This window comes from Mucilaginibacter sp., from assembly GCF_028288205.1.
In the GTDB taxonomy this organism is placed as follows: domain Bacteria; phylum Bacteroidota; class Bacteroidia; order Sphingobacteriales; family Sphingobacteriaceae; genus Mucilaginibacter.
In genome coordinates, this window is sequence record NZ_JAQBOD010000052.1 from 18,833 (window position 1) to 42,929 (window position 24,097).

The window sequence follows — 24,097 nt, forward strand, 5'->3', positions numbered from 1 at the left end:
AAAATACAAGATCAATCAGTTTTTGCATACACTGTGTTATTTGTTAATAAAAAGTTTTTAAGTTGCACCAGCTTGTCTGTATTAATCAAATCAACACCACAGTTTAACAATTCCTTCCACACAGATATATTTTCGGGCGATGCCCATAGTCTTACTTTTTTACCATGCTTGTGGGCCATGTATACATAATTTTGTAATAATTGCTTTTCGGTTGCAGGCATAATACCCAGGCCCGTCCACTTAATAATTTTTGAATATTTACAGCTTGCCATGGTATATACATTCATTATACTATCGCGGGCAGTTTCGCGCAGGTCCTCATCAATAAATGCCAGGCGATTTGTTTCGCCTTTAATAATTCCGCAGGGCTTATTTCCTGATAGTACAATTGTAACCTGCTTTATAACAACCCTGCCGTTATCATAACCGGTAAGTATTGATCTGTATTTCTCTAATAATGGTTTAAGCGCAAGGTAAGTTCGACCTGCATCAGTTTTAATATCTATTAATAAAGTAACCGGGGTATTATAGCCCTTATATACCTGACCGCCGTTTTTAATAATTCGATCAAGCAATGGTTTTAAATAAAGCATTTCAAGCGTTCGGTTTTCCTTAAAAAACGGATTTATATGTGCAACTACAAGCTCGTCATCTTTTAAAAATATATCAGCTTCAATATTAGTATAACCATTATCAAGGGCATCATATAATGGGCGCTTATGGAAATAATCATTATGTGCAAAGGCGTTTGGCAGTGGAATGGATTGGCCACGAGAGGTAAGTTGGCAAAGGGTCAGCAAAACAAATAACCCTGTTTTTAGGAATTCTACTTTAAAATTTGCCGTTCGCATTTTAAGTATTATTACTAAATTTTGTTGATGCAATATTACTTATCCGGTATGTCTATTGAATAAAGTCAAGGTTAAGAGTTAGTTAAATTGTAAAGATTTTATATTAACAATATTTTAAAGTATAGCGGGGGATTGCAGAAAAAAGTCTGTAAAATGACAGGTTTAGATTTGATAACTTTTTAAAAAGTTGTCAAATCTTTCTATCTCCACAGAATTTATATGAGAACAAAAAAAGTCCCTCTAAATAAAGGGACTCAATTCAATTAGTTAAATTCAAAATCGAATATGCGATATTCGGGCGATCAGGTTATCCTACTTCTTCTATCAGTTTATCGCCGGTAACTTCTTGTTTAATTTTCGCTTCCAGTTCGTCCATTAGTTCGGGGTTATCCAATAGCAGTTGCTTAACCGCATCACGGCCCTGGCCCAAACGAGTATCGCCATAGCTAAACCATGAACCGGCCTTTTTAATAATGTTATGCTCAACACCCAGATCAATGATCTCGCCGGCTTTTGATATGCCTTCGCCAAACATGATATCAAACTCGGCAATACGGAACGGAGGCGCGACTTTATTTTTTACAATTTTAACCTTAACGCGATTACCGGATACTTCGTCGGTATCCTTAATTTGTGATATACGTCGCACATCTAAACGTACCGATGCATAGAATTTCAGGGCGTTACCACCGGTAGTAGTTTCGGGGTTACCAAACATAACGCCTATTTTATCGCGCAGCTGGTTAATAAATATGCAGCAACAACCTGTTTTGCTAATGGTACCTGTTAGCTTACGCAATGCCTGCGACATTAAACGTGCGTGCAAACCCATTTTTGAGTCGCCCATTTCGCCTTCGATCTCTGCCTTTGGTACTAACGCGGCAACCGAGTCAATAACTAAAATATCTATAGCGCCCGAACGGATCAGGTTATCAGCAATCTCCAAAGCCTGCTCGCCATTATCGGGTTGTGATATCAATAGATTTTCTACATCAACGCCTAATTTTTTGGCGTAAAAGCGATCGAACGCATGTTCCGCATCAATAAAGGCTGCAATGCCGCCCTTCTTTTGCGATTCGGCAATAGCGTGGATAGCCAGCGTGGTTTTACCTGATGATTCAGGTCCGTATATTTCAATAACACGGCCCTTAGGTAAACCGCCAACGCCTAAAGCGATGTCAAGCCCTAATGAGCCGGTTGATATAACCTCTGTTGGTTCAATAACAGAATCGCCCAGCTTCATGATGGTACCTTTTCCGTATGATTTTTCAAGCTTATCTAATGTAAGCTGTAGTGCCTTTAATTTATCTGCGTTACTCATCTTAAAAATATCTTGAACAAATATAAATAATTATTTTACAAATACTAATATTTTTAGCAATTAATTATGCGTTCTATGTCATTTCGAACGATAGTGAGAAATCTTATACTATTTGCATATCGGTTATGTATAGTGTATAAGATCTCTCCTCGTACCTCGTCGAGATGACAGGGTGCTTTTATTGCTATGTAAATTTACCTAACCCGCAAATAGCAATCAAATATTCTTATCCACACTGCGCTTAGCCAATTGCTTACTAATGGTATCCAACGATTTCTTTCTTTTTGCGTCCTTAGCTTTTTTGAGTTTTAGCGCTTCGGCTTTTATTAGCGCGGTTTCGGTATGGGCGCGTTCATAATACCGGCAAAACCAGGTAAGCGGGCATATTTCGCATTTAGGGCTGCGCGCTACGCATATATACCGGCCATGTAAAATTAGCCAATGGTGCGCTATGGCCAAAGTTTCTTTAGGCAGGTATTTTACCAATTGTTTTTCAACAGCCAGGGGGGTGCGGGCGTTGGTAGTTAATCCTATTCTATCCGCTACCCGGAAAACATGCGTATCAACAGCAATGGCCGGCGCATCATACACTACTGATGCAATAACATTGGCGGTTTTGCGGCCCACACCAGGCATTTTTTGCAGCTCATCAATATCAGATGGCACTATACCATTAAATACTTCTATCAGCATTTTAGCCATTCCTACCAAATGCTTAGCTTTATTATTAGGGTAGCTTACACTGCGGATATATGTAAATACCTCGTCGGCGTTTGACGCCGCCAAACTTTTGGGCGTAGGGAACCGCTCAAAAAGCGCAGGCGTAACCTGGTTAATGCGCTTATCTGTGCATTGTGCCGATAGTATTACGGCAATAAGTAACTCGAACGGATTGGTATAATGCAGCTCGGTTTTTGCCCCGGGTTGGTTCTTAGAGAAATATTCAACAAAATGGCGGTAGCGTTCGGCTCTAAGCATATGGGTAAGTCTGAAGTCTGCTGTCAAAAATAAAAAAAAGTCCTGAGTGAGAAATTAACTTCTTCACCCAGGACTTAAGGCTTTCAACTACCAGGCTTATCGCAAACTTTTAGAATAATCAAGTATGTAATGAATGGTTTGCAGCTTTGGCTGTTTTTGCAACAGGTCCAAATCTGCACGGAGCGAATTGTAGAACATTTGATCGTCCCCTTCCAGATTTTCTATTGTATCTGTTTTCATCACCCCGTTTTGGTTAGTGAGCTGTTTAAAAGTAAAGGTTTCCCCCATAAGCTATTTTTATTGAATCAGTTATATGATGTATAACGTACACCTGTTTCATTTTATTTTGCTTAAATGAAAATTTAATGAAATTTTTCTTTTGGGTTGATTAAGCTGCAATAAGAAGCAAGCCAAATGGAGGCAAATAAGGGTATAGTTAAGGTTTAAACTGGTGGTTTAGTGTGAGGGTGGATTTAGCGCACCCACTACCAGTCATTGCAACGGCTCTTAAACACACAAAGAATTTGCTGCCCCGTAATATCCGGGGCAAACAGCATCTTATAATCACAAATTATTAATGTTTAATTCTTCAAACTCAACTCTTTGGTTTGCATCATTTTGCGCAGGTTGTTTAGCGCGTAACGCATGCGGCCCAGGGCCGTGTTAATACTAACATCGGTAATGTCGGCAATTTCTTTAAAGCTCATATCGCCAAAGTGGCGCATAATTAATACTTCTTTTTGCTCAGAAGGGAGCAATTGTATCAATATCTTTAAATCCTTGTGAGTTTGGTCGCGAACCATGCGGTCCTCTGTGCTTTCATCGTAGTTACCAAGCACCTCAAAAATATCAAAATCATCCCCATTGCTTACCATTGGCGCACGCTTTTCGCGACGAAAATGGTCAATAACCAGGTTATGTGCAATACGGGTTACCCAGGGTAAAAATTTACCTTCTTCGTTATATTTACCTGCCTTTAGCGTATTAATTACTTTAATAAAAGCATCTTGAAAAATATCCTCGGCAAGGTACTCATCCTTAACAAGCAGGTAAATTGAAGTGTAAATTTTTGATTGATAACGGCGGATCAACTCTACTAAACCCTTCTCGTCTCCGGTTACGTATAGATGGATTAGATCCTGATCACTTTGCAATTGAAAATCCATATTAAGCTCTTACTTTTTAAACTTAGTTAATTAAATTGTTAAGTATAGCTTTTAATCGATAGGGGGTCTCCTTTTGGGGTTAAATTATTATTACCTCAAATAAAACAAATTATAAGCTAAAAAACAAATAATTTTTTTGTGTAATAATATTATTGCTTTCACTGTTATTTGGATACTGCTAAATATTTTAGGATTTTTGCATTTTGTAAAAAAGTACACAACAACAGCTTATATGTTATAGACTTATTAATCCATAAATGGTTTAATCACAATAAGCATTTATATATAAATATAATACATGATCAAGGAAGCGGATAAAGATCCTAAAAAGCATATTATAATAAAGGGTAGCCGGGTACATAACCTTAAAAACCTGGATGTAGCTATACCAAAAAACAAACTGGTTGTAGTTACGGGCATGTCTGGTTCAGGCAAATCATCCCTGGCTTTTGATACGCTTTATGCCGAAGGTCAGCGCCGTTATGTAGAGAGTCTTTCATCATACGCCCGCCAATTTTTGGGCCGCATGAACAAGCCCGATGTTGATTATATTAAAGGCATTGCCCCTGCTATAGCGATCGAACAAAAAGTAATTACCTCAAACCCGCGCTCTACAGTTGGTACCTCAACAGAGATATATGATTACCTCAAACTGCTTTTTTCACGTATTGGCAAAACTATTTCGCCGGTATCGGGCGGCATTGTAAAAAAAGATTCGGTTACTGATGTGATCAATTTCATTATGGCTTTGCCTGATGAAACACAGGCTACTATACTTTGCCCCCTGTACCCGCATAATAACCGCAGCTTAAAAGAAGAACTGGCTGTATTAATGCAAAAAGGGTTTGTGAGGGTTGAATATCAAAACAAAATATCCCGCATCGAATCTCTTTTAGAAGAGGAGGGGTTAGATAATACTGTGTGGGATAGTTTTGATGGCGAAGAGGTAAAAGGTAAAAGGTTAAAGGTTAAAGGTGATGGTGAGGAAACCACTTCTAACTCACCAATCACTACTCACCACTCGCTACTTAACACTCACCACGCTGTACATATTGTAATAGACCGTATTACTAAAAACGATTCGGAAGAAACCATGAGCCGCCTGGCCGACTCAGTGCAAACGGCATTTTTTGAGGGTAAGGGTGATTGTTATGTAAGGTATCAGGAACCTGACACATCTGAAGAAAAAGAACGTTTTTTTTGTGATCGGTTTGAGTTGGATGGGATTAAGTTTGAAGAGCCTACACCAAATTTCTTCAGCTTTAATAATCCGTACGGCGCCTGTAAGCGTTGTGAAGGCTACGGCAAAGTAATTGGCATTGACGAGGATTTGGTTATCCCCGATAAAAGCAAAACCGTTTACGAGGGTGCCATTGCGCCGTGGCGCGGCGAGAAAATGCGTGAGTGGAACGATGAATTGGTAAAACATTCTTTAAAGTTTGATTTTCCTATCCATCGCCAGTACAACCAACTGACCGAAAAAGAGCAGCGCTTATTATGGACCGGCAATAAATACTTCCGTGGCTTGGATGAGTTTTTCAAGGAGATGGAGGCGCAAACCTATAAAATTCAATATAGGGTTATGCTATCCCGCTACCGCGGCAAAACCACCTGTCCCGAGTGTAAAGGCAGCCGCCTGCGCCATGATGCTACCTATGTTAAGATAAACGACCATTCTATCACCGATGTGGTTTTAATGGCGCTGGATAAAGCGCTGGCGTTTTTTACCAACCTGCAATTAAACGAAACCGATATCAAGGTTGGCAAGCGTTTATTAACCGAGATAACCAATAGATTAAGTTTTTTAAATGATGTTGGATTAAGCTATTTAACGCTGAATCGTTTATCTAACACCTTATCGGGTGGTGAGTCGCAGCGTATTAATTTGGCAACCTCGTTGGGCAGTAGTTTGGTTGGCTCAATTTATGTATTGGATGAGCCCAGCATTGGCCTGCACCCACGCGATACGCAACGGTTAATAACCGTGCTAAAATCATTACGCGATGTTGGCAATACCGTTTTGGTAGTTGAGCACGAAGAAGAGATCATGAAAGCAGCCGATCATATAATCGACATTGGCCCCGCTGCCGGCACCCATGGCGGCGAACTGATATTTAGCGGCACTTATGATGAAATTATAAAAGATAACAATAGCCTTACAGGCCGTTATTTAAGCGGAAAGGAAGAAATAGCTATCCCAACCAGTCGCCGTAAATGGAACGATTTTATAGAGATAAAGGGCGCGCGCGAAAATAACCTGCAGCACGTTACCGCAAAATTCCCATTAGGTGTATTTACCGCCGTCACCGGTGTGTCCGGCTCAGGTAAAACCAGCCTGGTAAAGCGTATACTTGCTCCTGCACTGCAAAAAACGCTGGGCAATTATTCGGGCGAGCAAACCGGCAGTTATGATGCTATTGAGGGCGATTATGCTAAAATTGAGCAGGTAGAAATGGTTGACCAAAACCCAATTGGCCGTTCGTCGCGCTCTAACCCGGTTACTTATGTTAAGGCTTGGGATGAGATACGCAACCTGTTTGCAGCGCGCCCGGTAGCTAAAGCCGCAGGTTTAAAGCCATCGGCATTTTCTTTTAATGTTGAGGGTGGCCGCTGCGATGTTTGCCAGGGTGAGGGTGAGGTAAAAATAGAAATGCAGTTTATGGCTGACATTTTTTTAACCTGCGAAACCTGTGGCGGCAAACGCTTTAAACAACATATACTGGATATAACCTATAATGAAAAAAATGTAAGTGATGTATTAAGTATGACCATTGAAGAAGCATTAGAGTTTTTTGCTTCTGAGCCTAAGATCATCGCTAAAATAAAACCTTTATTTGAGGTGGGTTTAGGTTATGTGCAGTTGGGCCAATCATCCAATACACTATCAGGCGGCGAAGCGCAGCGTATCAAGCTTGCGTCGTTCCTGGTTAAAGGGAATAATCCACATAAAACACTGTTTATATTTGATGAACCTACCACAGGCTTACACTTTGCCGATATTAAGAAGCTGCTAAAATCGTTCGATGCACTGTTAGAGCATGGCAATACCATTATTGTAATTGAACACAATATGGATGTGATAAAATGCGCCGATTGGGTTATTGATATAGGCCCCGAAGGCGGCGACCGCGGCGGTAAGGTTGTTTTTGAAGGCCTGCCCGAGGATCTGATAAAAGAGAAGAATAGTTATACGGGTAAGTTTTTGAAGGAAAGATTTTAGAAAATGCTTGCTCCCGTTTGCAATAAAAAAAATTTCAAAGTCAATTGATAAAAAAAGCTGATATTTATCAAGCAATAAGCGAGCTGGAAACTTTTATTTTTTTTTCTTAAGACATATTTTATTATGAGGGTTGCATTTTTGGTCCTTTTATTCTCCTTTCTTGGTTATAAAGGGTTTACCCAATGTACTACAACACCTATTAATGTTGATCTTTCTGGTTCTGCAAGTAATGCAATTACAATATCGGCAACGCGTAATGGAGACTGCTGTTTGGATAATAATTGCAACACTTTTAATGTAACTGTTAATCCGGGCACTGATATGATCAATTTTAGTACAGATCAAACAGGCGGAGCTAGTTTTTATACAATAAATTGCGGCTCCCCAATCAACAGTGGTACACCGGCCTGTGTATCCGGACTAGGGACAAACTTTACAATATCCTGGTGTAAGCCGGGCAACAACGTGGTTGCCTATACAATAACCGCATTATCAACAGTAACGGTTTCACCTGATCTTCACTTAAGAACAGGTTGCTCAGGAACTATGTCGGTTAATGGCTTAACACCGTCCACTGTTAGCTGGACCTCGATTTATCCGGGTGCTACCGGTGCTTATGATAGTTATTTAAGCTCACCAACCTCAGGTGTTAGTACAGTAACTGTTACGCCCCAGGCAGGGGCTCCTGCTTATATTGATTATAAAGTTAGTGGTTCGAGGGCAACTTGTGGAACAGCTGGTATTCCCATTCGAGTTTATACTTATCCTACACTTAATGTGTCAATAACACCATCATCTCCTGTAATCTGCTCCGGGGCGCCGGTAACATTAACAGCCGTACCCACTGGTGGATACCCATCCTATACTTATTCATGGAATACTGGCGCAACCACCTCATCAATAAGTGCAACCACCCCGGGCACTTATACAGTCACGGTTAATGATCAAACGTCCTGTGGGCCGGTAACTCAACAGATAAACGTTACTGCACTTGCAGCGCCAACGGTTGCGCCGGCTACTATTTGTTCAGGTAATTCTGCTACACTTACTGCAACAGCACCAGGAGGTTCATATCAGTGGTATAACGCCGCTACCAATGGATTTTTATTATTTTCAGGCGCAAGTTATACAACACCCTCTCTAACCACTAATACTACATATTACGTACAAACTACAGGTGTGAGCTGTACCACCTCCAGAACACCGGTAACGGTAACAGTAATTCCATTGCCTCCAAAGCCTGGCATTACGCCTTAACCGGAATAAGTGTAAGAATTGCCGTTATTTTATTTGCATCATTAAGATATCGTATTATAAATGCTTACCCACATTAAGCACTCGTTGTGCTTAACATTGTTTTACTATTGTATCACAAAGCATATCATCCATCCAACCTCTTCAAAAACTCCAGCCCCGCATCCCATTCACCAAAGCCCGATGCTACATTAATATGCCCGGCATCGCCAATATTAATTAACTCACTCCCCCAGCTTTCGGCAAATAATTTAGCGCGGTCAATAGTTACATAATAATCATTGGTACTTACTACCGCAATTGATGGAAAAGATAATTTATTTAATGGTACAGGTTTAAACCCTATTGTCCCGGTTGGATAAGTATCTGCTTCGGTATCGCTTGGGCCAACTAACAACGCACCTTTAATTTTGGTGTTAAACTTTTGTGCCCAATAAGCTATAGTGGCGCAAGCCAGGCTGTGGCCAACCAATATTACTTGCGATGGGTCGTACTTTTTAATTTCATTATTAATCGTTTCTATCCAATCGCTACAAACCGGGGTATCCCAATCCTGCTGTTCAACCCTGGTAAAATTAAATTGACGCTCCCATAAAGATTGCCAGTGTTGCGGACCTGAACTGCCAAGTCCGGGTATAATAAGGATGGTTGATTTAAAGGTCATGGTTGTAAAAATAATATTTTAAGTTTGAGATTTACTAAAGTGTAAAACTTCGTAATCTTTAAACAACTAACATCACACTGTCAAATCAGTAATGCAATAAACCAATAACTCAATAATTACATATATTAGCTTTGATGAATAAACTGATAGGCTGCCTGTGTTTACTTTTGCTGTTATCAGCCTGTGGTCCGTCCGAAAATAATACCCGGCAAACTGTTTTCAATATCAACCTTGATGAGGGCCTAACCTCGCTCGATCCTGCTTTTTGCCGCAACCATAACACCATTTGGATGGATAACCAGGTATATAATGGTTTGGTACAAATAAATGACAGCCTTAAAACCATCCCCTGCATTGCCAAAACCTGGGATATATCTGCCGATGGTAAAGTATATACCTTCCACCTGCGTAGTGATGTTTATTTCCAGGATGAAGCGCATTTTAAAAATGGCATTGGCCGCAAAGTTGCAGCTGCCGATTTTGCCTACAGCTTTAGCCGCCTTATCGACCCAAAAGTAGCCTCATCGGGCTCATGGATATTTAGCGATAAGATAACCGGCAAGCAGGCTTTCGAGCCATTAAATGACAGCACATTCCGTATCACGCTTAAACAGCCCTTCGCGCCTTTCATTAGCATGCTTACGGCGCAATATTGCTCTGTAGTACCTAAGGAGATTGTTGAGTTTTATGGTAAAGATTTTCGCAGCCACCCGGTGGGTACCGGGCCGTTTAAATTTAAGTATTGGAAAGAAGGTGAAGTAATGGTGCTACTGAAAAACGAAAAATACTGGGAGAAGGATAACAAGGGCCAACAACTACCTTACCTGGATGCTATCCGTGCTACGTTTATTGATGATAAGCAAACCTCGTTTATGGAGTTCATCAAAAAGAAACTCGATTTTTTTAATGATATTGATGGCAGCTACCGCGATGATATTTTAACCAAAGCCGGGCAGATCACCCAAAAATATAAAGGCAAATTTATTTTACAAACCGGGCCCTACCTCAATACCATGTATCTGGGTATGCTGGTGGATACTAACCTGGCCATTGTTAAACACTCGCCCCTCCGGGTGCTAAAAATAAGGCAAGCCATCAACTATGCTATTGATAAACAAAAGCTTATAAAATACCTGCGCAATAGTTTAGGCACGCCGGGTTACCAGGGCTTTATTCCGGCGGGTATGCCCGGCTTTAGTCAGTCGGAAGTAAAGGGCTACAACTATAACCCTGCCAGATCGCGCCAGCTATTGGCAGAGGCAGGTTATCCCGACGGTAAAAATATGCCGCCCATCACCCTTACTACTACCGTTGCCTATCACAACATGATAGAATATATACAGGGCGAATTGGACCGGGCCGGCATAAAAACTAAAATAGAAGTAACCCAGGGAGCCAGCCTGCGCGAAATGGTTGCCAAAAACGGCATTAACTTTTTCTATGGATCATGGATTGCGGATTACCCGGATGCCGAGAATTACCTGTCTGTTTTCTACTCAAAAAACAAGATACCCTTCGGCCCAAATTATACCGGGTTTAATAATGCGGAGTTCGACCATCTGTTTGAGCAATCTTATAACATAAAAAACGACGGGCAGCGTTTCGCCATCTACCAAAAAATGGATAACGTGATTATGGCACACGCCCCGGTGGTTATTTTATATTATGATAAACGCGTAAACCTGTACCAGAATAATATAAGCGGCTATAGCTTGAACGCGCAGAATTTGCTGACATTGAAACGGGTAAAAAAACAGTAGATAATTGTTGTCCGTCCGCTCAGGGGCAGACACCTCGAACATCCTAAAAAAACAGCCTTCCGTCCTATCCGGGCATCTCTTTACTTTTTGTTTATTTATTGATACACCCTTATATAATCAACTTCCATAGCGCTGCTGCTAAAGTTTGGATCAACCGCCCCGGCAAATCCGCCGCCTACAGCCAGATTAAGGATAATAAAAAAGTTGTGGTTAAATGGTATACCACTGTTGTTGATAACCGTTTTAAACACTACACCATCTACCGATATTTTTATAATCTGCGGTGTCCAATCAAGCGAATAAATATGGAAATCGGTAGTAGCGCCGGTTATTACTGTGGTAGCACCATCGCCATTGGCGCCCGAGTGGTTGGGATAATGCAGGGTGCCATAAATACGGTTCATGTCGCTGCCTTTTTGCTCCATTACATCCATTTCGCCGCAGGCGGGCCATATGTTAGTGGCATAGTCGGCGCCTAAGGTCCAGATAGCCGGCCATAGGCCTGCGCCTGTTGGCAATTTGGCCCGCACTTCCATACGGCCATACTTAAAAGAGTACTTGCCGTTAGTTACCAACCTTGCCGACGTATAATTGCTGCCGCTATAAAACTCTTTCTTAGCCGTGATCTTTAATGTCCCGTTTGATACGATGGCATTATCAGCTCTGTTGGTATAATATTCCAGCTCGTTATTGCCCCAGCCGCCGCCACCCAAATCGTAGCTCCATTTGGCTGGGTCGGGAGCGCCGTCGGTATTAAATTCTTCGCTCCAGACAAGCGCCAACGTAACAGTAACAACCGCCTGCGTACTGGCAAACACCGTTTGCCCCGTGCTGCTTTTAGCCGTTACTGTAGCTGTGTACATACCGCTTGATGAATATTTATAAATAATAGTACCGGTAGTGCTGCTTTGTATAGCCGCGCCGTCGCCAAAATCAAAGTAATAAGTGGCAGCGTTGGTGGCTGCTGCGGTAAAGGTTACATTGCCGCTGTTGTTGGTATTAACCACATTGCTTATAATTAAGTTAGCTGGTGGGGTACCTTCGCCGCCCGTATTATTGTTTGTTTTTTTACAATTGGTAAGTACCGTAGCTAATAGCATTAAGGCTACTGTTTTTAAATATCTCATAAGTTATGTTATACGGTTTATTGTGGCGGCTATCATTATAACGGATCTAAGCCCGCTAAATGTTCATTAAATTATTACCTGCGTCACTCCAATAATATTGTTTTTATCGCAATAAACGAAGAATTTATGGTTTTAATTAACGATTTTATATGCTTTTTGCAATACAATCGATTGTAATTTGACTTTGCTGATGACATATTAACAACGGCGGTGGGGGCCGGAAGTTGGCAAGTCAGTAGACAATTTGCGTTAGGGATGGAAATGGATACCGGCCCTGCGCCTAAGGCCATGTGCGCGTATGAATGGACAGCCCGGGCCGAAGGCAACGCCCAGAGATAAGTCGTAAGTTCTGAGTGAAAAGTCTTGAGTCTCCTGTCCGTCCGCCAAAGGGGCGACACGCTATGGACGTTGCGGACAAAAAAAGCCGCCCCGATAATCGGAGCGGCTCTGCAAAACCTTTTAGCTTTACCTTTAACCTTTCGGCCTCAGACTAAGCCATTTGTCTGCGAATAATATTCAACGCGCCACCGGCTTTGAACCATTCTATCTGCTGCGCGTTATAAGTATGGTTAACCGGGAACGCATCAACCGTACCATCTTTATGATGCAATACTACGGTTAACTGTTTGCCCGGGGCAAAGGTGGTTAAACCGTTAATATCAATTTTATCATCTTCCTGAATCTTTTCGTAATCGTTACTATCGGCAAATGTAATGGCCAGCATACCTTGCTTTTTCAGGTTGGTTTCGTGGATACGGGCGAAAGATTTCACCAGTATGGCACGCACACCCAAATGGCGTGGCTCCATAGCCGCGTGCTCGCGTGATGAGCCTTCGCCATAGTTCTCATCGCCAACAACGATAGAACCTATGCCATGGGCCTTATAATCGCGCTGTGTGGCAGGCACCGGGCCGTATTCGCCTGTTAATTCGTTTTTAACGCTGTCGGCAGTATTGTTGAAATAGTTTAGGGCACCAATAAGCATATTGTTACTGATGTTATCCAGGTGACCACGGAACTTCAACCATGGGCCAGCCATAGAGATATGATCTGTAGTACATTTGCCTTTGGCTTTTATCAGCAATTTTAGGCCTGTAATATCTGTACCTTCCCACGCCTTAAACGGCTCCAGCAATTGTAAGCGTGATGAAGCAGGATCAACCTTAACCACTACCCTGCTGCCATCTTCGGCAGGGGCCTGGTAACCGGCATCCTCAACCGCGTAGCCACGTACCGGCATTTCAATACCTAATGGCTCGTCCAGCTTAACCTGCTCGCCTTTTTCGTTGGTTAAGTAGTCTGTTAACGGGTTAAATGTTAAATCGCCTGCAATAACTAAAGCGGTTACCACCTCTGGCGAAGCCACAAAAGCATGCGTATTTGGGTTACCATCATTACGTTTAGCAAAGTTGCGGTTAAACGAGGTAATGATAGAGTTTTTTCTTGTAGGATCATCCGAATGGCGCGCCCACTGACCAATACATGGCCCGCAAGCATTAGCCAACACTACGCCGCCCATTTGGCCGAAGGTATCTAAATAACCATCGCGCTCTACGGTGTAACGTACCAGCTCAGAGCCCGGTGTTATGGTAAACTCGGCCTTAACTTTTAAGTTTTTATCAATAGCCTGCTTAGCAACAGATGCCGAACGGGTAATATCCTCGTATGATGAATTGGTACATGAGCCTATCAAACCAACTTCCAGTTTCTCTGGCCAGTTGTTCTCTCTAACCGCGGTAGCGAATTTAGAGATAGGCCATGCCAGATCAGGAGTAAACGGACCGTTAATATGCGGCTCCAGCTCGCTCAGGTTAATTTCTATCACCTGGTCAAAGTATTGTGCAGGGTTGGCGTAAACTTCGGCATCGCCGGTTAAGTGTTCGGCAACCGCGTCGGCAGCGTCAGCAACTTCGGCACGTTGGGTACCACGCAGGTAGGTGGCTATCTTTTCGTCATATCCAAAAACAGATGTGGTAGCGCCAATTTCGGCACCCATGTTACAAATGGTACCCTTACCTGTAGCGCTAAGCGATTGTGCTCCTTCGCCAAAATATTCAACAATAGCGCCGGTACCACCTTTAACGGTTAATATACCGGCAACTTTTAAAATAACGTCTTTAGCCGATGTCCAGCCCGAAAGCTTACCGGTTAATTTAACACCAATCAGTTTAGGGAACTTTAGCTCCCATGGCAGGCCGGCCATCACATCGCAGGCATCAGCACCGCCAACGCCTATGGCAATCATACCCAAACCACCCGCGTTTGGCGTGTGGCTGTCTGTACCTATCATCATTCCACCCGGGAAAGCGTAATTTTCCAGCACTACCTGGTGAATAATACCCGCCCCGGCTTTCCAGAAACCAATACCATATTTATCAGATACCGACGCCAGGAAATCATAAACCTCGCGGTTCACATCAATAGCGGTATGTAAATCTTCAACAGCGCCAACTTTGGCTTGTATCAGGTGGTCGCAATGTACCGTACTGGGTACGGCAACCTGCGGCCTGCCCGCCTGCATAAACTGCAGCAGCGCCATTTGCGCCGTAGCATCCTGCATAGCCACACGATCGGGTGCAAAATCAACATAGTCTACACCACGGCCAAAGGCTTGCTTAGCATCGCCCTCGCTCAGGTGAGCATATAATATTTTTTCGGTTAAAGTTAGGTGTTTACCGGTCGCGGTACGGGCAGCAGCCACGCGGGTGCTGTAGCGATCGTAAACCTTTTTGATCATCTCTAAATCAAAAGCCATTTGAGTAGTATTTAAGTAAGAAGTAAAACGAATAAACCCTATTTAAAGTAATAACTTCCACTAAAAACAGGCGTGGGGCGAATTTACGAAATATAACGCTCAATGCGAAGTCGCAGTAATGTCAAATGTTATTTGGAAATGTTCTAAGGATGTGCAGGTGTGCAGATGTGCAGATGAGGGTTGGATGATTAAGGGCGTTGCCTGCGGCCCGGGCCATCCGCTTATACGGCTACAAGCATTAGGCTCGGCCTGCACAAAGGCTGCACACGGCCGGTATCCGCTACTGTCCCTAACGCAAGAGGTTGTCCGTCCGCCAGATACCCGACACCCTTTACGACAGGCGGACGGGGTGGGATAGTGAAAGCAATCACACCAAATCACACTCGTCATTGCGAGGACCGAAGCAAACTCTGCATAGGACATTCAAACAGCAGTTTGCCGTTTTATGCGCCCCTTAAACAACATTTTACACGAGGGATTTGCGAGTGCAGAGATTGCTTCGTTCCTCGCAATGACGCGCGGAGGGATTGCCGCCATCCAAGCGCGCAAAGGCCTGTCAGCCCACCGGGCCGGGAGTATGGCCTTGCGGGTGGAAGCGATTGGGCTGACTTGATGTTTGGTTACTTTGCATCTAAGGTAAAGTAACAGCCTTAGCGGCAACTGAGCGTCACCAAGCGATAGGTACGACGCTACTTAGCATTGCGTGAGGTTGCCACGTTACCGCTCGCAAAGACGCGAAGAGAAAAAAAGCTTCCGTCCGCCAGATACCCGACACGCTTTACGACAGGCGGACACTCACCAACCAATCTGCTATATCCATCCCTGCCTCTTGATATTCGGGTGCAAGATCATCCCGGTAACGCGCCATGCCGAAGCGTGTGCCGGGCATTTTGGCGCGGAGCTGGTGCATGCGGGTTTCCTGTTGCCCCGCGGTTTGATTTTAGCGAGTTCGAGATGGCTAAAAAGCAGAAACTAACGACGCAATACCCACAGCATGCAGCTTTGCTGGAAAGGTTGTGCAGGGAGTAAAGCTGGGAACGCCATTATTGTTATTCTGCAAAGCAACTGTTAAATTTGAGCACCTTAAATAATCAACAGTTATGAAATCGATAGAAATTATATCCATCCCGGTTACAGACCAGGCCCGGGCGAAAGAGTTTTATTTGCAGCTGGGGTTCGGCATATTGGTTGAGGCGCCATTTGAGGGCGACAAAAAATGGATGCAAATGGGCCTGCCCGACGGTGGTGTATCTATAACGCTGGTAACCTGGTTTGACAATATGCCCGCGGGCTGTATTGATGGCCTGGTTATAAAAACCGATGATATTGCTAAAGATGCCGCCGACCTAACTGCAAAAGGTATAACAGTTGGTAAAATTGACGAAACGCCCTGGGGTAAATTTATGGCCGTGACAGATCCGGATGGTAACCGGTTGAGTTTGCATGAGTAGATTTGGCGGTGCTTAGCTACTTTTATTCTTTCCCCTTTGCTCCAGGTTGGCTACAAATGTGGTAAGCTCGCGGGTAAAGGCGTCAAGGTCAAGGGCAGATTGTTTCATGTAATCTACTATCTTCTTCAGCTCTTCGGGCGAGTTTGCATATTCGTCAATAAGGTTTACCATGCCTAAAATATTGGCTACCGGTTGGCGCACCTTATGGTGGGTCATGAACATCATTTCTTCAAGCCCATGCACGTATTGCTTTAAAAACTCTTTACGGTTCTCGTTTTCGTTATAACTATTGTTCAGCGGCTCTTCCGCACACTTTTTCTTTTCGGCGGTGTTAATAAGGATATTAACCGCCTGCTGCTCAAGTTTTTTTGCGCTTTGAAACACAAATTCCCTTTTTGCAATAAGTATATCGGCTGCCATCCTGGCCTTACTTACCAGGGCATCTATAAACCCAAACGCGGGTTTATTTTGAATAATGAAGATCATAATTGGGGTTATTATACTATTTTTTTCTAAACAGTAAGTTGGTTAATTAACTGCCCGTTAGCCATTGCGATGAGTTTATTAATATCTACACCACTGCCCGGGCATTTCTTCAACGAATATATTTCGTGATGGCCTATAACGTGCTTACGGTCTATGGGAATGCCCCAACGCTTGCTGATGGCCCGTATCAAGTTGCTGCTGGTTTGATACATTTCGTCGGTCCACTCGGTATTAAAGTCACCCTCATGCTCAATACCTATGGTGTAAAAATCCGGACTTATGTATAACCCGTTTTCTGTTTGCTTGATAAGGCTCCACGTTGGGGCATTAACACGACCCGCATGGTAGGCGGTATCTTTTTCATTCACATACTGGTGCACCTGGCCCATTTTACCTACACCATAATGTGCCGATGCCTTTGATATAAGGCTCTGGAACCAGCTATCAGTACCATATAGTGTGCCTTGCATAATATGTATTACTATAGCTTCGGGTCTATGGCCCTTGCGGCCTGCATAAAAATTTGGGCTGGGTTTATTAATAATATTCATATGATTGCTTTTTACCGGGATTAAACCGGCAAGCTTTCAGCAGCACCCTAAAGCTGCTGATCGCCCTCTTTTGCCGGTCGTTATTAACTAAACTAATTAAACTAACGATACAAATGTGGGCACTAAAAGCAATATCGCTTACAGTAAAATCCCCCTTTTTTATAGGGTGTTTTTACCCTTTTAATTAGGGTGTAATTGCTTTTAATAATGTGCGGTTTAATATTGATTTTAGTAGTATTGTAATTCACAACTTAAACCACCTTTTTAATTTAAACCTTTCACAACATGAAAAAATTAGTGTTACCCCTTATTACTTTAATAATTGGCCTTGTTGCCGGTTTTTATTATGCCAACTCAAAAACGGCTACAGCCGCGGTTACCGCACTAACCGATACAGCCGGATTCAAATCAGAAAACAGCATCAGCTATGATGAAGCAAAAATGCTGGTAGACACCTTTGGTACCCACGGCCTTGACGATGCCAGCAACAAACCCGGCGGCACGGGCTCAAAAACCCGCAGCATTTTTATGCCTTTATCCAAGCTTGACAGTTTAGTTGCCGCGTTGGATGCCGCCAGGAAAAAAGACGGAAAGACCGACGGGCTACGTATCTATTTCGGCAGGTACCCTAAATTACAATTGGACAGACAACCGTATCAGCATCCGTACCGAAACACTATCATATTGGTTTCTACAAGAGATACCAGTGTGTTGCCAAAAGGCGCTAAAGACCCAATACGCATACACATGGATTATTTTGGGGCGCCAAACCATAAATTACCTATGCATATGTTTGCACTCGATCCGCAAAACCGCGGCGAAATGTGCCCTAATAACTGCGATGGCGCCTTATTAGTATGCCCTGACCCAACCGACCCAAGCTGCGGCTATTAAATTAAAGACAGCCCTACAATCACCCCCAAAGTAGAAGGGGGATCATAGGGTGAGGTAAAAAAAGAAAATATGTCGTTTATAATTTTTATCGAAGCTGCCTGTTTTATCATTGCCTTTATTTGTTTAATAAAGGATTCAAATTTTGCGTGGCGCAGCATGGTTCTTTTCCTGCTGATAACCTGCGCTACAGAGATATCGGGCAAGCTGTTAAAAATCGCGCATCAGCATAACCAGTGGTTATATAATATATTCCTGGTTTTCGAGGCCGGCTTTACCAGCCTGATGTTTAGCAGCATATTAAGCAAATACATTAACGGCAGACCCCTTATTTTAGGGGGGCTTGCTGTTTTATTGCTGTTATATGGTTATGATATTTACGATCATGGCTTCTTTGTATTTAATGATGTTACGGCAACTGTTATGTCGGTTGTGTTTGTGATATACAGTTTTTACTATTATTTCCTGCTGATAAAGGATGAGCATTATATAGATCTTAAACGTTCTGCTTCTTTTTGGTGGGTTGCCGGCACACTGTTCTTTTATTTTGGCAGCACGGCAGTTAATCTGTTCTTCACATCGCTAAAAAATGTAAAAATTGCAGGGCATAACATTACCTATTTTATATTTACGGCGCTTACTATTATTTTGTATGGCTGCTGGTGCTATTCATTCATTTGCAAAAAATGGCTAACAACAACATCACAGAGCTAATTTTAATAGCTACGCTGATATTTTTATTGGCGCCCGTTTTTATTATCCTGTATGTGCTGGTTTATAATCGGCGCAAAATAAAGCACATCGAAGAAAAAGAGCAGATGAAGCTGGCCTTTGATGCCGAAATTGTAAAAACCCAGCTCGAGGTGCAGGAGCAAACCATGCAAAACATAGGTGCCGACCTGCACGATAACATTGGCCAGCTGCTTAGCTTGAGCTCGCTCACCCTAAACTCCATACAGCTTGACGACCTTGAAAAAGCGCAGCAAAAAATAGACGCCGCTATTGATCTTACCGGTCGATCCATTAAAGAAATGCGCCTGCTTGGCAAACTCCTGCAGGGCGACCAACTGCTGGGCGTGGGCCTGTCTGAAGCGATATGTCATGAAATTAACTGGATAGAAAAATCTGGCAAGTACCAGGTTAATTACCTGCACGAGGGCGAAGAGCCACCAAATAGCAGTTTGGATAAAGACCTCATCATTTTCCGTATATTACAGGAGGTAATGAATAATATTATCAAGCACTCGTTTGCCACGCAGATCAATATAAAATTAGCCTATATCGGGCAACAAATGCAATTGCATATTCACGATAATGGCGTAGGTTTTAATGCCGGTAACCCGCAAGCCACAAATATGGGCATGGGCTTGCAAAACATGAATAAAAGAGCTCATATAGTTGGCGGCGAAGTAATCATCCGTTCACAAAAAAACGAAGGCACCCATATAAGTGTAATAATTCCCTATCCCTAAACAATGAAAATCCCTAAAATCCGCATCGCAATTGTTGATGACCATACCCTGTTCCGTAACGGCGTTGCCGCGCTGATGCGCGAGTTTGATGATCTTCAGGTACTGTTCGAGGCCGATAACGGCTACCAACTGCAGCAAATGATAACCCGGCACCCCTTGCCGCAGGTAATATTAATGGATATAAATATGCCCGTGCTTGATGGCTATGGCGCAACAACCTGGCTAAAGCAAAACCACCCAACCGTAAAAGTTTTGGCCCTAAGCATGTTCGAGGATGACAGGGCCGTAATACAGATGATAAAATGCGGCGCATGCGGCTATTTGCTAAAAGAGTCGAGCCCGCGCGAGGTGCACGAGGCCATTAAAGTAATTGCAGAGAAAGGGATGTATATAAATGACCTGGTATCAGGCAAAATGGTGCGCTCGCTTACCAATACCGAAAGCGTGCCAGTTTTCTCGAAAAACGAAGCCGCATTTATGGAACTTTGCTGCACCGAACTAACCTACAAAGAAATAGCCGACCAAATGTTTATCAGCCCGCGCACGGTTGATAATTACCGCGAGGCCCTCTTCCAAAAGCTGAACCTTAAATCAAGGATAGGTTTAGTGCTATACGCCATACAAAATGATATGGTGAAATTGTGAGGACGCACAAGTGTAGGTGTAGTGTAGCCTACACCTGTATACACCCATATACACTGGCAAAATGGTGTCACCAAAAGCTTGGTGGAAAATGTGTATAATCAAATGGCTATATAGTAGTAAAAAGGGCATTTTATTAAAGATTATTATTAAATTACTGCACTTTATCAACCAAAATGACTATCTCAATTAGTGAGCTTACAGCCAGTCTCAATAAAGCATATCGCTTAATTAGCCCTCGTCGTATAGATCTTGACCAGTTTAAGAAAAATTTAACGCTGCTTTTAGGTTTGATTGATGAAAAGGAAAGCGAAGAAAATGTAAAAATCCATTTAATGGATTTTTTGAAAAACACTTATTACAATCCTGATTATTTAATTGCAACTAAAGGAAAAACCGATTTTGTAATCCACTTAGGTAAAGATTCTTCTGCCCCCTCAGGTATATTATTTGAAGTTAAGCGTCCAGGCAACAAAGCAGATATGGTTACCCAAACCAATCTGAATACAAAAGCCATGCATGAACTCATTCTTTATTATTTGCGCGAAAGAACAAATGATAAAAATAATTCATTAACCCATTTAGTAATTACTAATATATATGAATGGTACATATTTGATGCGACAATATTTGAAGCAATATTTAATAAGAACAAGCAATTACTAAAAGCTTACAGCGAATGGGAAAACAAACAAAAAGTAAGTAATTCGACCGATCATTTTTATAAAGAAATTGCTAAACCTTTTTTGGATTTATTTGATAAAGAAATAAGCTTTACACATTTCGACCTTAAAAAGTTTTTACCCCTTTTAGATAGTACCAACAATAATGATGATGAATTAATTCCGCTTTATAAATTTTTCACACCTATTCATTTACTTAAATTACCATTTCTTAATGACAGTAATTCATTAGATAAAGGTTTTTTTTCAGAGTTATTGCATATAATAGGATTGGAAGAAGTTAAAGATGGTGGACGTAAAATCATTCGTCGTTTACCCAATGACAAACGAAACCCGGCATCCTTTATTGAAAATACTATAAATATTTTAGAGGTAGAAAATGCCTTGCGAAAAATTCCGTCACAATTTATTCAGGGTGAAAATTCAGAAGAACAACTGTTTAATGTAAGTCTTGAGTTAAGCATTACATGGATAAACCGAATATTATTCTTAAAGCTGCTCGAAGCTCAATTAATTAAATATCACAGAGGCGATAGAAAATATCGCTTTTTAAATCAACAAATAGTAAATGATTACGATGAACTCTATAAATTATTCTTTCAAGTATTAGCTAAACAAGCAAAAGATCGTAGTTTACTTATACAAAGCAAATACGGTCATATTCCTTACTTAAACAGTTCGTTGTTTGAATTTTCTGATTTAGAGGAATGCACTTTTAAAGTAAATGCTCTTGACGATAATTTAGATATTGATCTATATGCCAATTCAGTTCTTAAAAAGGCAAGTAATTATCAACCCGTTGGCACTAAAAATACACTTCATTATTTATTTGACTTTTTAGATGCTTATAACTTTGCTTCGGTAGGTAAAGAAGAAGTACAGGAAGAAAATAAAACAATAATAAATGCAGCAGTATTAGGTTTAGTGTTCGAAAAAATAAATGGTTATAAAGATGGCTCAATTTATACACCTGGTGCTGTAACTACTTTTTTATGTCATGAAACAATTAGAAAAGCTGTAATTAAAAAATTTAATGACAGTTATAACTGGAAATGCGAAAGCATCGCCGATCTTAAAAACTACTTAAAAGACAAACGGAATACTAAGGACATACTTAAGTTTAATGATTTAATTAATAATATAAAGATAGCTGATCCTGCGGTTGGTTCTGGTCACTTTTTAGTTTCCAGTCTTAATGAGTTGATAAGCATTAAATCCGAATTAGGCATTTTAGCTGATAAAGACGGAAGTTGCCTTTCTGAAATTGAAGTAAGCATTGCCAATGATGAATTAGTAGTTACTTATACCGACTTGAAATTTTTTGATTATAGTATAAAGTCTTCATCTGCGATGGCTAATGTCGTGTCACCATCAGAGCAACGCATACAAAGTACCTTATTCGAAGAAAAGCGGAAAATTATTGAACACTGCCTGTTTGGGGTTGATATAAACCCTAACTCAGTAAAAATTTGCCGGTTACGTCTTTGGATAGAATTACTTAAACATACTTATTATAAGCCTGGTGATTATTTAGAGTTAGAGACACTTCCCAACATTGACATTAATATTAAGCAGGGTAATTCTTTATTAAGCAAATATTCTTTAACCGAAGATTTGTCGGAAGTATTTAAAAAGCAAAAATTTAGCATTTGGGATTATCGCAATGCGGTACAAGCCTATAAAGAAGAATCAGATAAAGACGCCAAAGAAGAATTTAAAGAATTCATAAAAAAGATAAAAGAACAGTTTCATGAAACAGTTGGCAGGCGCGACCCACGGCGTAAGAAGCTTTCTGAGCAGCGTGGAAATTTAGGATTGGCCCAAAATAATTTCGATCTTTTTGGGCAAAAACGCACCGAGAAGGAAATGGAGCTCGAAGTGCGTAGAATTAGCTTACATATTGAAAAGATAGAACAGGAAATTAAAGAAATTGAAAACAATGCGGTATACAAAAATGCTTTTGAATGGCGTTTTGAGTTCCCGGAAGTATTAGATGACAATGGAGATTTTGAAGGATTTGAAGTTGTTATAGGTAATCCGCCTTACATTCAGTTACAAAAAATGGGAGCTGATGCTGACGTTCTACAAAAATGCGGCTATGAAACATTTACCCGTACCGGCGATATTTATTGTTTATTTTATGAACAAGCTACAAGATTGCTAAAACCCGGCTATTTTTTCGGCTATATAACATCCAATAAATGGATGCGTGCCAATTATGGCGAAGCTATGAGGCGCTTCTTGCTTGAAAAAACCAATCCTTTGCTATTGGTTGATTTTGGGGGTTATCAAGTATTTGAGTCAGCAACAGTAGATACTAATATGCTGATTGCTCAAAAGGCACCATATACAGGAGAAACAGAAACTTGTTTGCTTGATAAGAGTTTAGGTAGTCTAGAAAAAATGAGCGTTTTTATTAAACAGCACACAAGCACTGTCAAAGGCTTTTCTAAGGAAAATGGGTGGGTGATTTTAAGTGAAATAGAAGCACGAATAAAGTCAAAAATTGAATCAACCGGTACCCCACTAAAAAATTGGGATATACAAATCAACTATGGAATTAAGACCGGCTTCAATGAAGCGTTTATTATAGATCAAGCAAAGCGCGATGAACTACTAAAAAATTGTCCTGAAGCTGGCGAAATTATACGTCCGATTTTATTGGGCAAGAACATTAAGCGATATCAATTTAATTGGTATGATAAATGGATTATCTTCACTAGGAAAGGAATCGATATTGATCAATACCCAGCTATCAAGAATTATTTACACACTTTTTACGATAGTTTAAGACCAAGAAATAATAATGAGCCGACTGGAAGAAA

20 protein-coding genes are annotated in these 24,097 nt (G+C 41.5%); 10 read left to right on the forward strand and 10 right to left on the reverse strand.

Annotated elements, in window-relative coordinates:
* Positions 1–11: 11 nt before the first annotated feature.
* The 5 genes from JWR23_RS12035 to JWR23_RS12055 form a co-directional block, all read right to left on the reverse strand.
* A complete protein-coding gene (locus tag JWR23_RS12035) occupies positions 12–851 on the reverse strand; it encodes a phosphatidylinositol-specific phospholipase C/glycerophosphodiester phosphodiesterase family protein (protein ID WP_299516339.1) in 840 nt (279 codons plus the stop codon).
* 307 nt (positions 852–1,158) lie between these two features.
* Positions 1,159–2,172 carry a recombinase RecA gene (gene recA, locus JWR23_RS12040; RefSeq protein WP_299516340.1) on the reverse strand — a complete coding sequence of 338 codons (1,014 nt, stop codon included), beginning with the start codon at positions 2,170–2,172 and terminating at the stop codon, positions 1,159–1,161.
* 216 nt (positions 2,173–2,388) lie between these two features.
* Positions 2,389–3,150 carry an endonuclease III gene (gene nth / locus JWR23_RS12045; protein ID WP_299516341.1) on the reverse strand — a complete coding sequence of 254 codons (762 nt, stop codon included), beginning with the start codon at positions 3,148–3,150 and terminating at the stop codon, positions 2,389–2,391.
* A gap of 96 nt (positions 3,151–3,246) precedes the next feature.
* On the reverse strand, positions 3,247–3,390 hold the full coding sequence (locus JWR23_RS12050) for a hypothetical protein (protein WP_299516342.1): 144 nt from the start codon (positions 3,388–3,390) through the stop codon (positions 3,247–3,249).
* 341 nt (positions 3,391–3,731) lie between these two features.
* Entirely contained in the window at positions 3,732–4,316 is a 585-nt protein-coding gene (locus tag JWR23_RS12055) for a sigma-70 family RNA polymerase sigma factor (protein ID WP_299499904.1), read from the reverse strand.
* 298 nt (positions 4,317–4,614) lie between these two features.
* Here JWR23_RS12055 and uvrA point away from each other — a divergent pair, with 298 nt between their 5' ends.
* Together uvrA and JWR23_RS12065 are read left to right on the forward strand one after the other, a co-directional pair.
* Positions 4,615–7,536, forward strand: coding sequence for an excinuclease ABC subunit UvrA (gene uvrA, locus JWR23_RS12060; RefSeq protein WP_299516343.1), 2,922 nt, complete (start codon positions 4,615–4,617; stop codon positions 7,534–7,536).
* A 123-nt stretch (positions 7,537–7,659) separates the two neighbouring features.
* The gene (locus JWR23_RS12065; RefSeq protein WP_299516344.1) at positions 7,660–8,793 is read left to right on the forward strand and encodes a hypothetical protein; all 1,134 of its coding nucleotides are present in this window, start codon (positions 7,660–7,662) and stop codon (positions 8,791–8,793) included.
* Between the two features lie 124 nt (positions 8,794–8,917).
* Here the strand turns inward: JWR23_RS12065 and JWR23_RS12070 are convergent, their stop codons facing one another.
* Positions 8,918–9,454 carry an alpha/beta fold hydrolase gene (locus JWR23_RS12070; protein ID WP_299516345.1) on the reverse strand — a complete coding sequence of 179 codons (537 nt, stop codon included), beginning with the start codon at positions 9,452–9,454 and terminating at the stop codon, positions 8,918–8,920.
* A 134-nt stretch (positions 9,455–9,588) separates the two neighbouring features.
* Here JWR23_RS12070 and JWR23_RS12075 point away from each other — a divergent pair, with 134 nt between their 5' ends.
* Entirely contained in the window at positions 9,589–11,214 is a 1,626-nt protein-coding gene (locus JWR23_RS12075; protein ID WP_299516346.1) for an ABC transporter substrate-binding protein, read from the forward strand.
* Between the two features lie 95 nt (positions 11,215–11,309).
* Here the strand turns inward: JWR23_RS12075 and JWR23_RS12080 are convergent, their stop codons facing one another.
* Positions 11,310–12,341, reverse strand: coding sequence for a family 16 glycosylhydrolase (locus JWR23_RS12080; protein ID WP_299516347.1), 1,032 nt, complete (start codon positions 12,339–12,341; stop codon positions 11,310–11,312).
* A 490-nt stretch (positions 12,342–12,831) separates the two neighbouring features.
* Positions 12,832–15,096 carry an aconitate hydratase gene (locus JWR23_RS12085; protein WP_299516348.1) on the reverse strand — a complete coding sequence of 755 codons (2,265 nt, stop codon included), beginning with the start codon at positions 15,094–15,096 and terminating at the stop codon, positions 12,832–12,834.
* A gap of 840 nt (positions 15,097–15,936) precedes the next feature.
* Here JWR23_RS12085 and JWR23_RS12090 point away from each other — a divergent pair.
* On the forward strand, positions 15,937–16,125 hold the full coding sequence (locus tag JWR23_RS12090; RefSeq protein ID WP_299516349.1) for a hypothetical protein: 189 nt from the start codon (positions 15,937–15,939) through the stop codon (positions 16,123–16,125).
* Between the two features lie 71 nt (positions 16,126–16,196).
* Positions 16,197–16,547: a glyoxalase superfamily protein gene (locus JWR23_RS12095; RefSeq protein WP_299516350.1), complete on the forward strand. Its 351-nt coding sequence runs from the start codon at positions 16,197–16,199 to the stop codon at positions 16,545–16,547.
* Between the two features lie 12 nt (positions 16,548–16,559).
* Here the strand turns inward: JWR23_RS12095 and JWR23_RS12100 are convergent, their stop codons facing one another.
* Entirely contained in the window at positions 16,560–17,033 is a 474-nt protein-coding gene (locus JWR23_RS12100) for a hypothetical protein (protein ID WP_299516351.1), read from the reverse strand.
* 26 nt (positions 17,034–17,059) lie between these two features.
* Positions 17,060–17,584 (reverse strand): N-acetylmuramoyl-L-alanine amidase, encoded by a 525-nt coding sequence (locus JWR23_RS12105; RefSeq protein WP_299516352.1) that lies wholly within the window; start codon positions 17,582–17,584, stop codon positions 17,060–17,062.
* A gap of 285 nt (positions 17,585–17,869) precedes the next feature.
* Between JWR23_RS12105 and JWR23_RS12110 the strand changes: the two genes are divergently transcribed.
* The 5 genes from JWR23_RS12110 to JWR23_RS12130 all read left to right on the forward strand — a co-directional run.
* Complete coding sequence (locus tag JWR23_RS12110) at positions 17,870–18,478, forward strand: hypothetical protein (protein WP_299516353.1); 609 nt, start codon at positions 17,870–17,872, stop codon at positions 18,476–18,478.
* Between the two features lie 69 nt (positions 18,479–18,547).
* Positions 18,548–19,189: a hypothetical protein gene (locus JWR23_RS12115; protein WP_299516354.1), complete on the forward strand. Its 642-nt coding sequence runs from the start codon at positions 18,548–18,550 to the stop codon at positions 19,187–19,189.
* The gene (locus JWR23_RS12120; RefSeq protein ID WP_299516355.1) at positions 19,162–19,947 is read left to right on the forward strand and encodes an ATP-binding protein; all 786 of its coding nucleotides are present in this window, start codon (positions 19,162–19,164) and stop codon (positions 19,945–19,947) included. The genes JWR23_RS12115 and JWR23_RS12120 overlap by 28 nt, the downstream gene beginning before the upstream one ends.
* 3 nt (positions 19,948–19,950) lie before the next feature.
* The gene (locus tag JWR23_RS12125) at positions 19,951–20,592 is read left to right on the forward strand and encodes a response regulator transcription factor (protein ID WP_299516356.1); all 642 of its coding nucleotides are present in this window, start codon (positions 19,951–19,953) and stop codon (positions 20,590–20,592) included.
* A 173-nt stretch (positions 20,593–20,765) separates the two neighbouring features.
* Positions 20,766–24,097 (forward strand): Eco57I restriction-modification methylase domain-containing protein (locus tag JWR23_RS12130; RefSeq protein WP_299516357.1); only part of this gene is annotated, 3,332 nt, incomplete at its 3' end.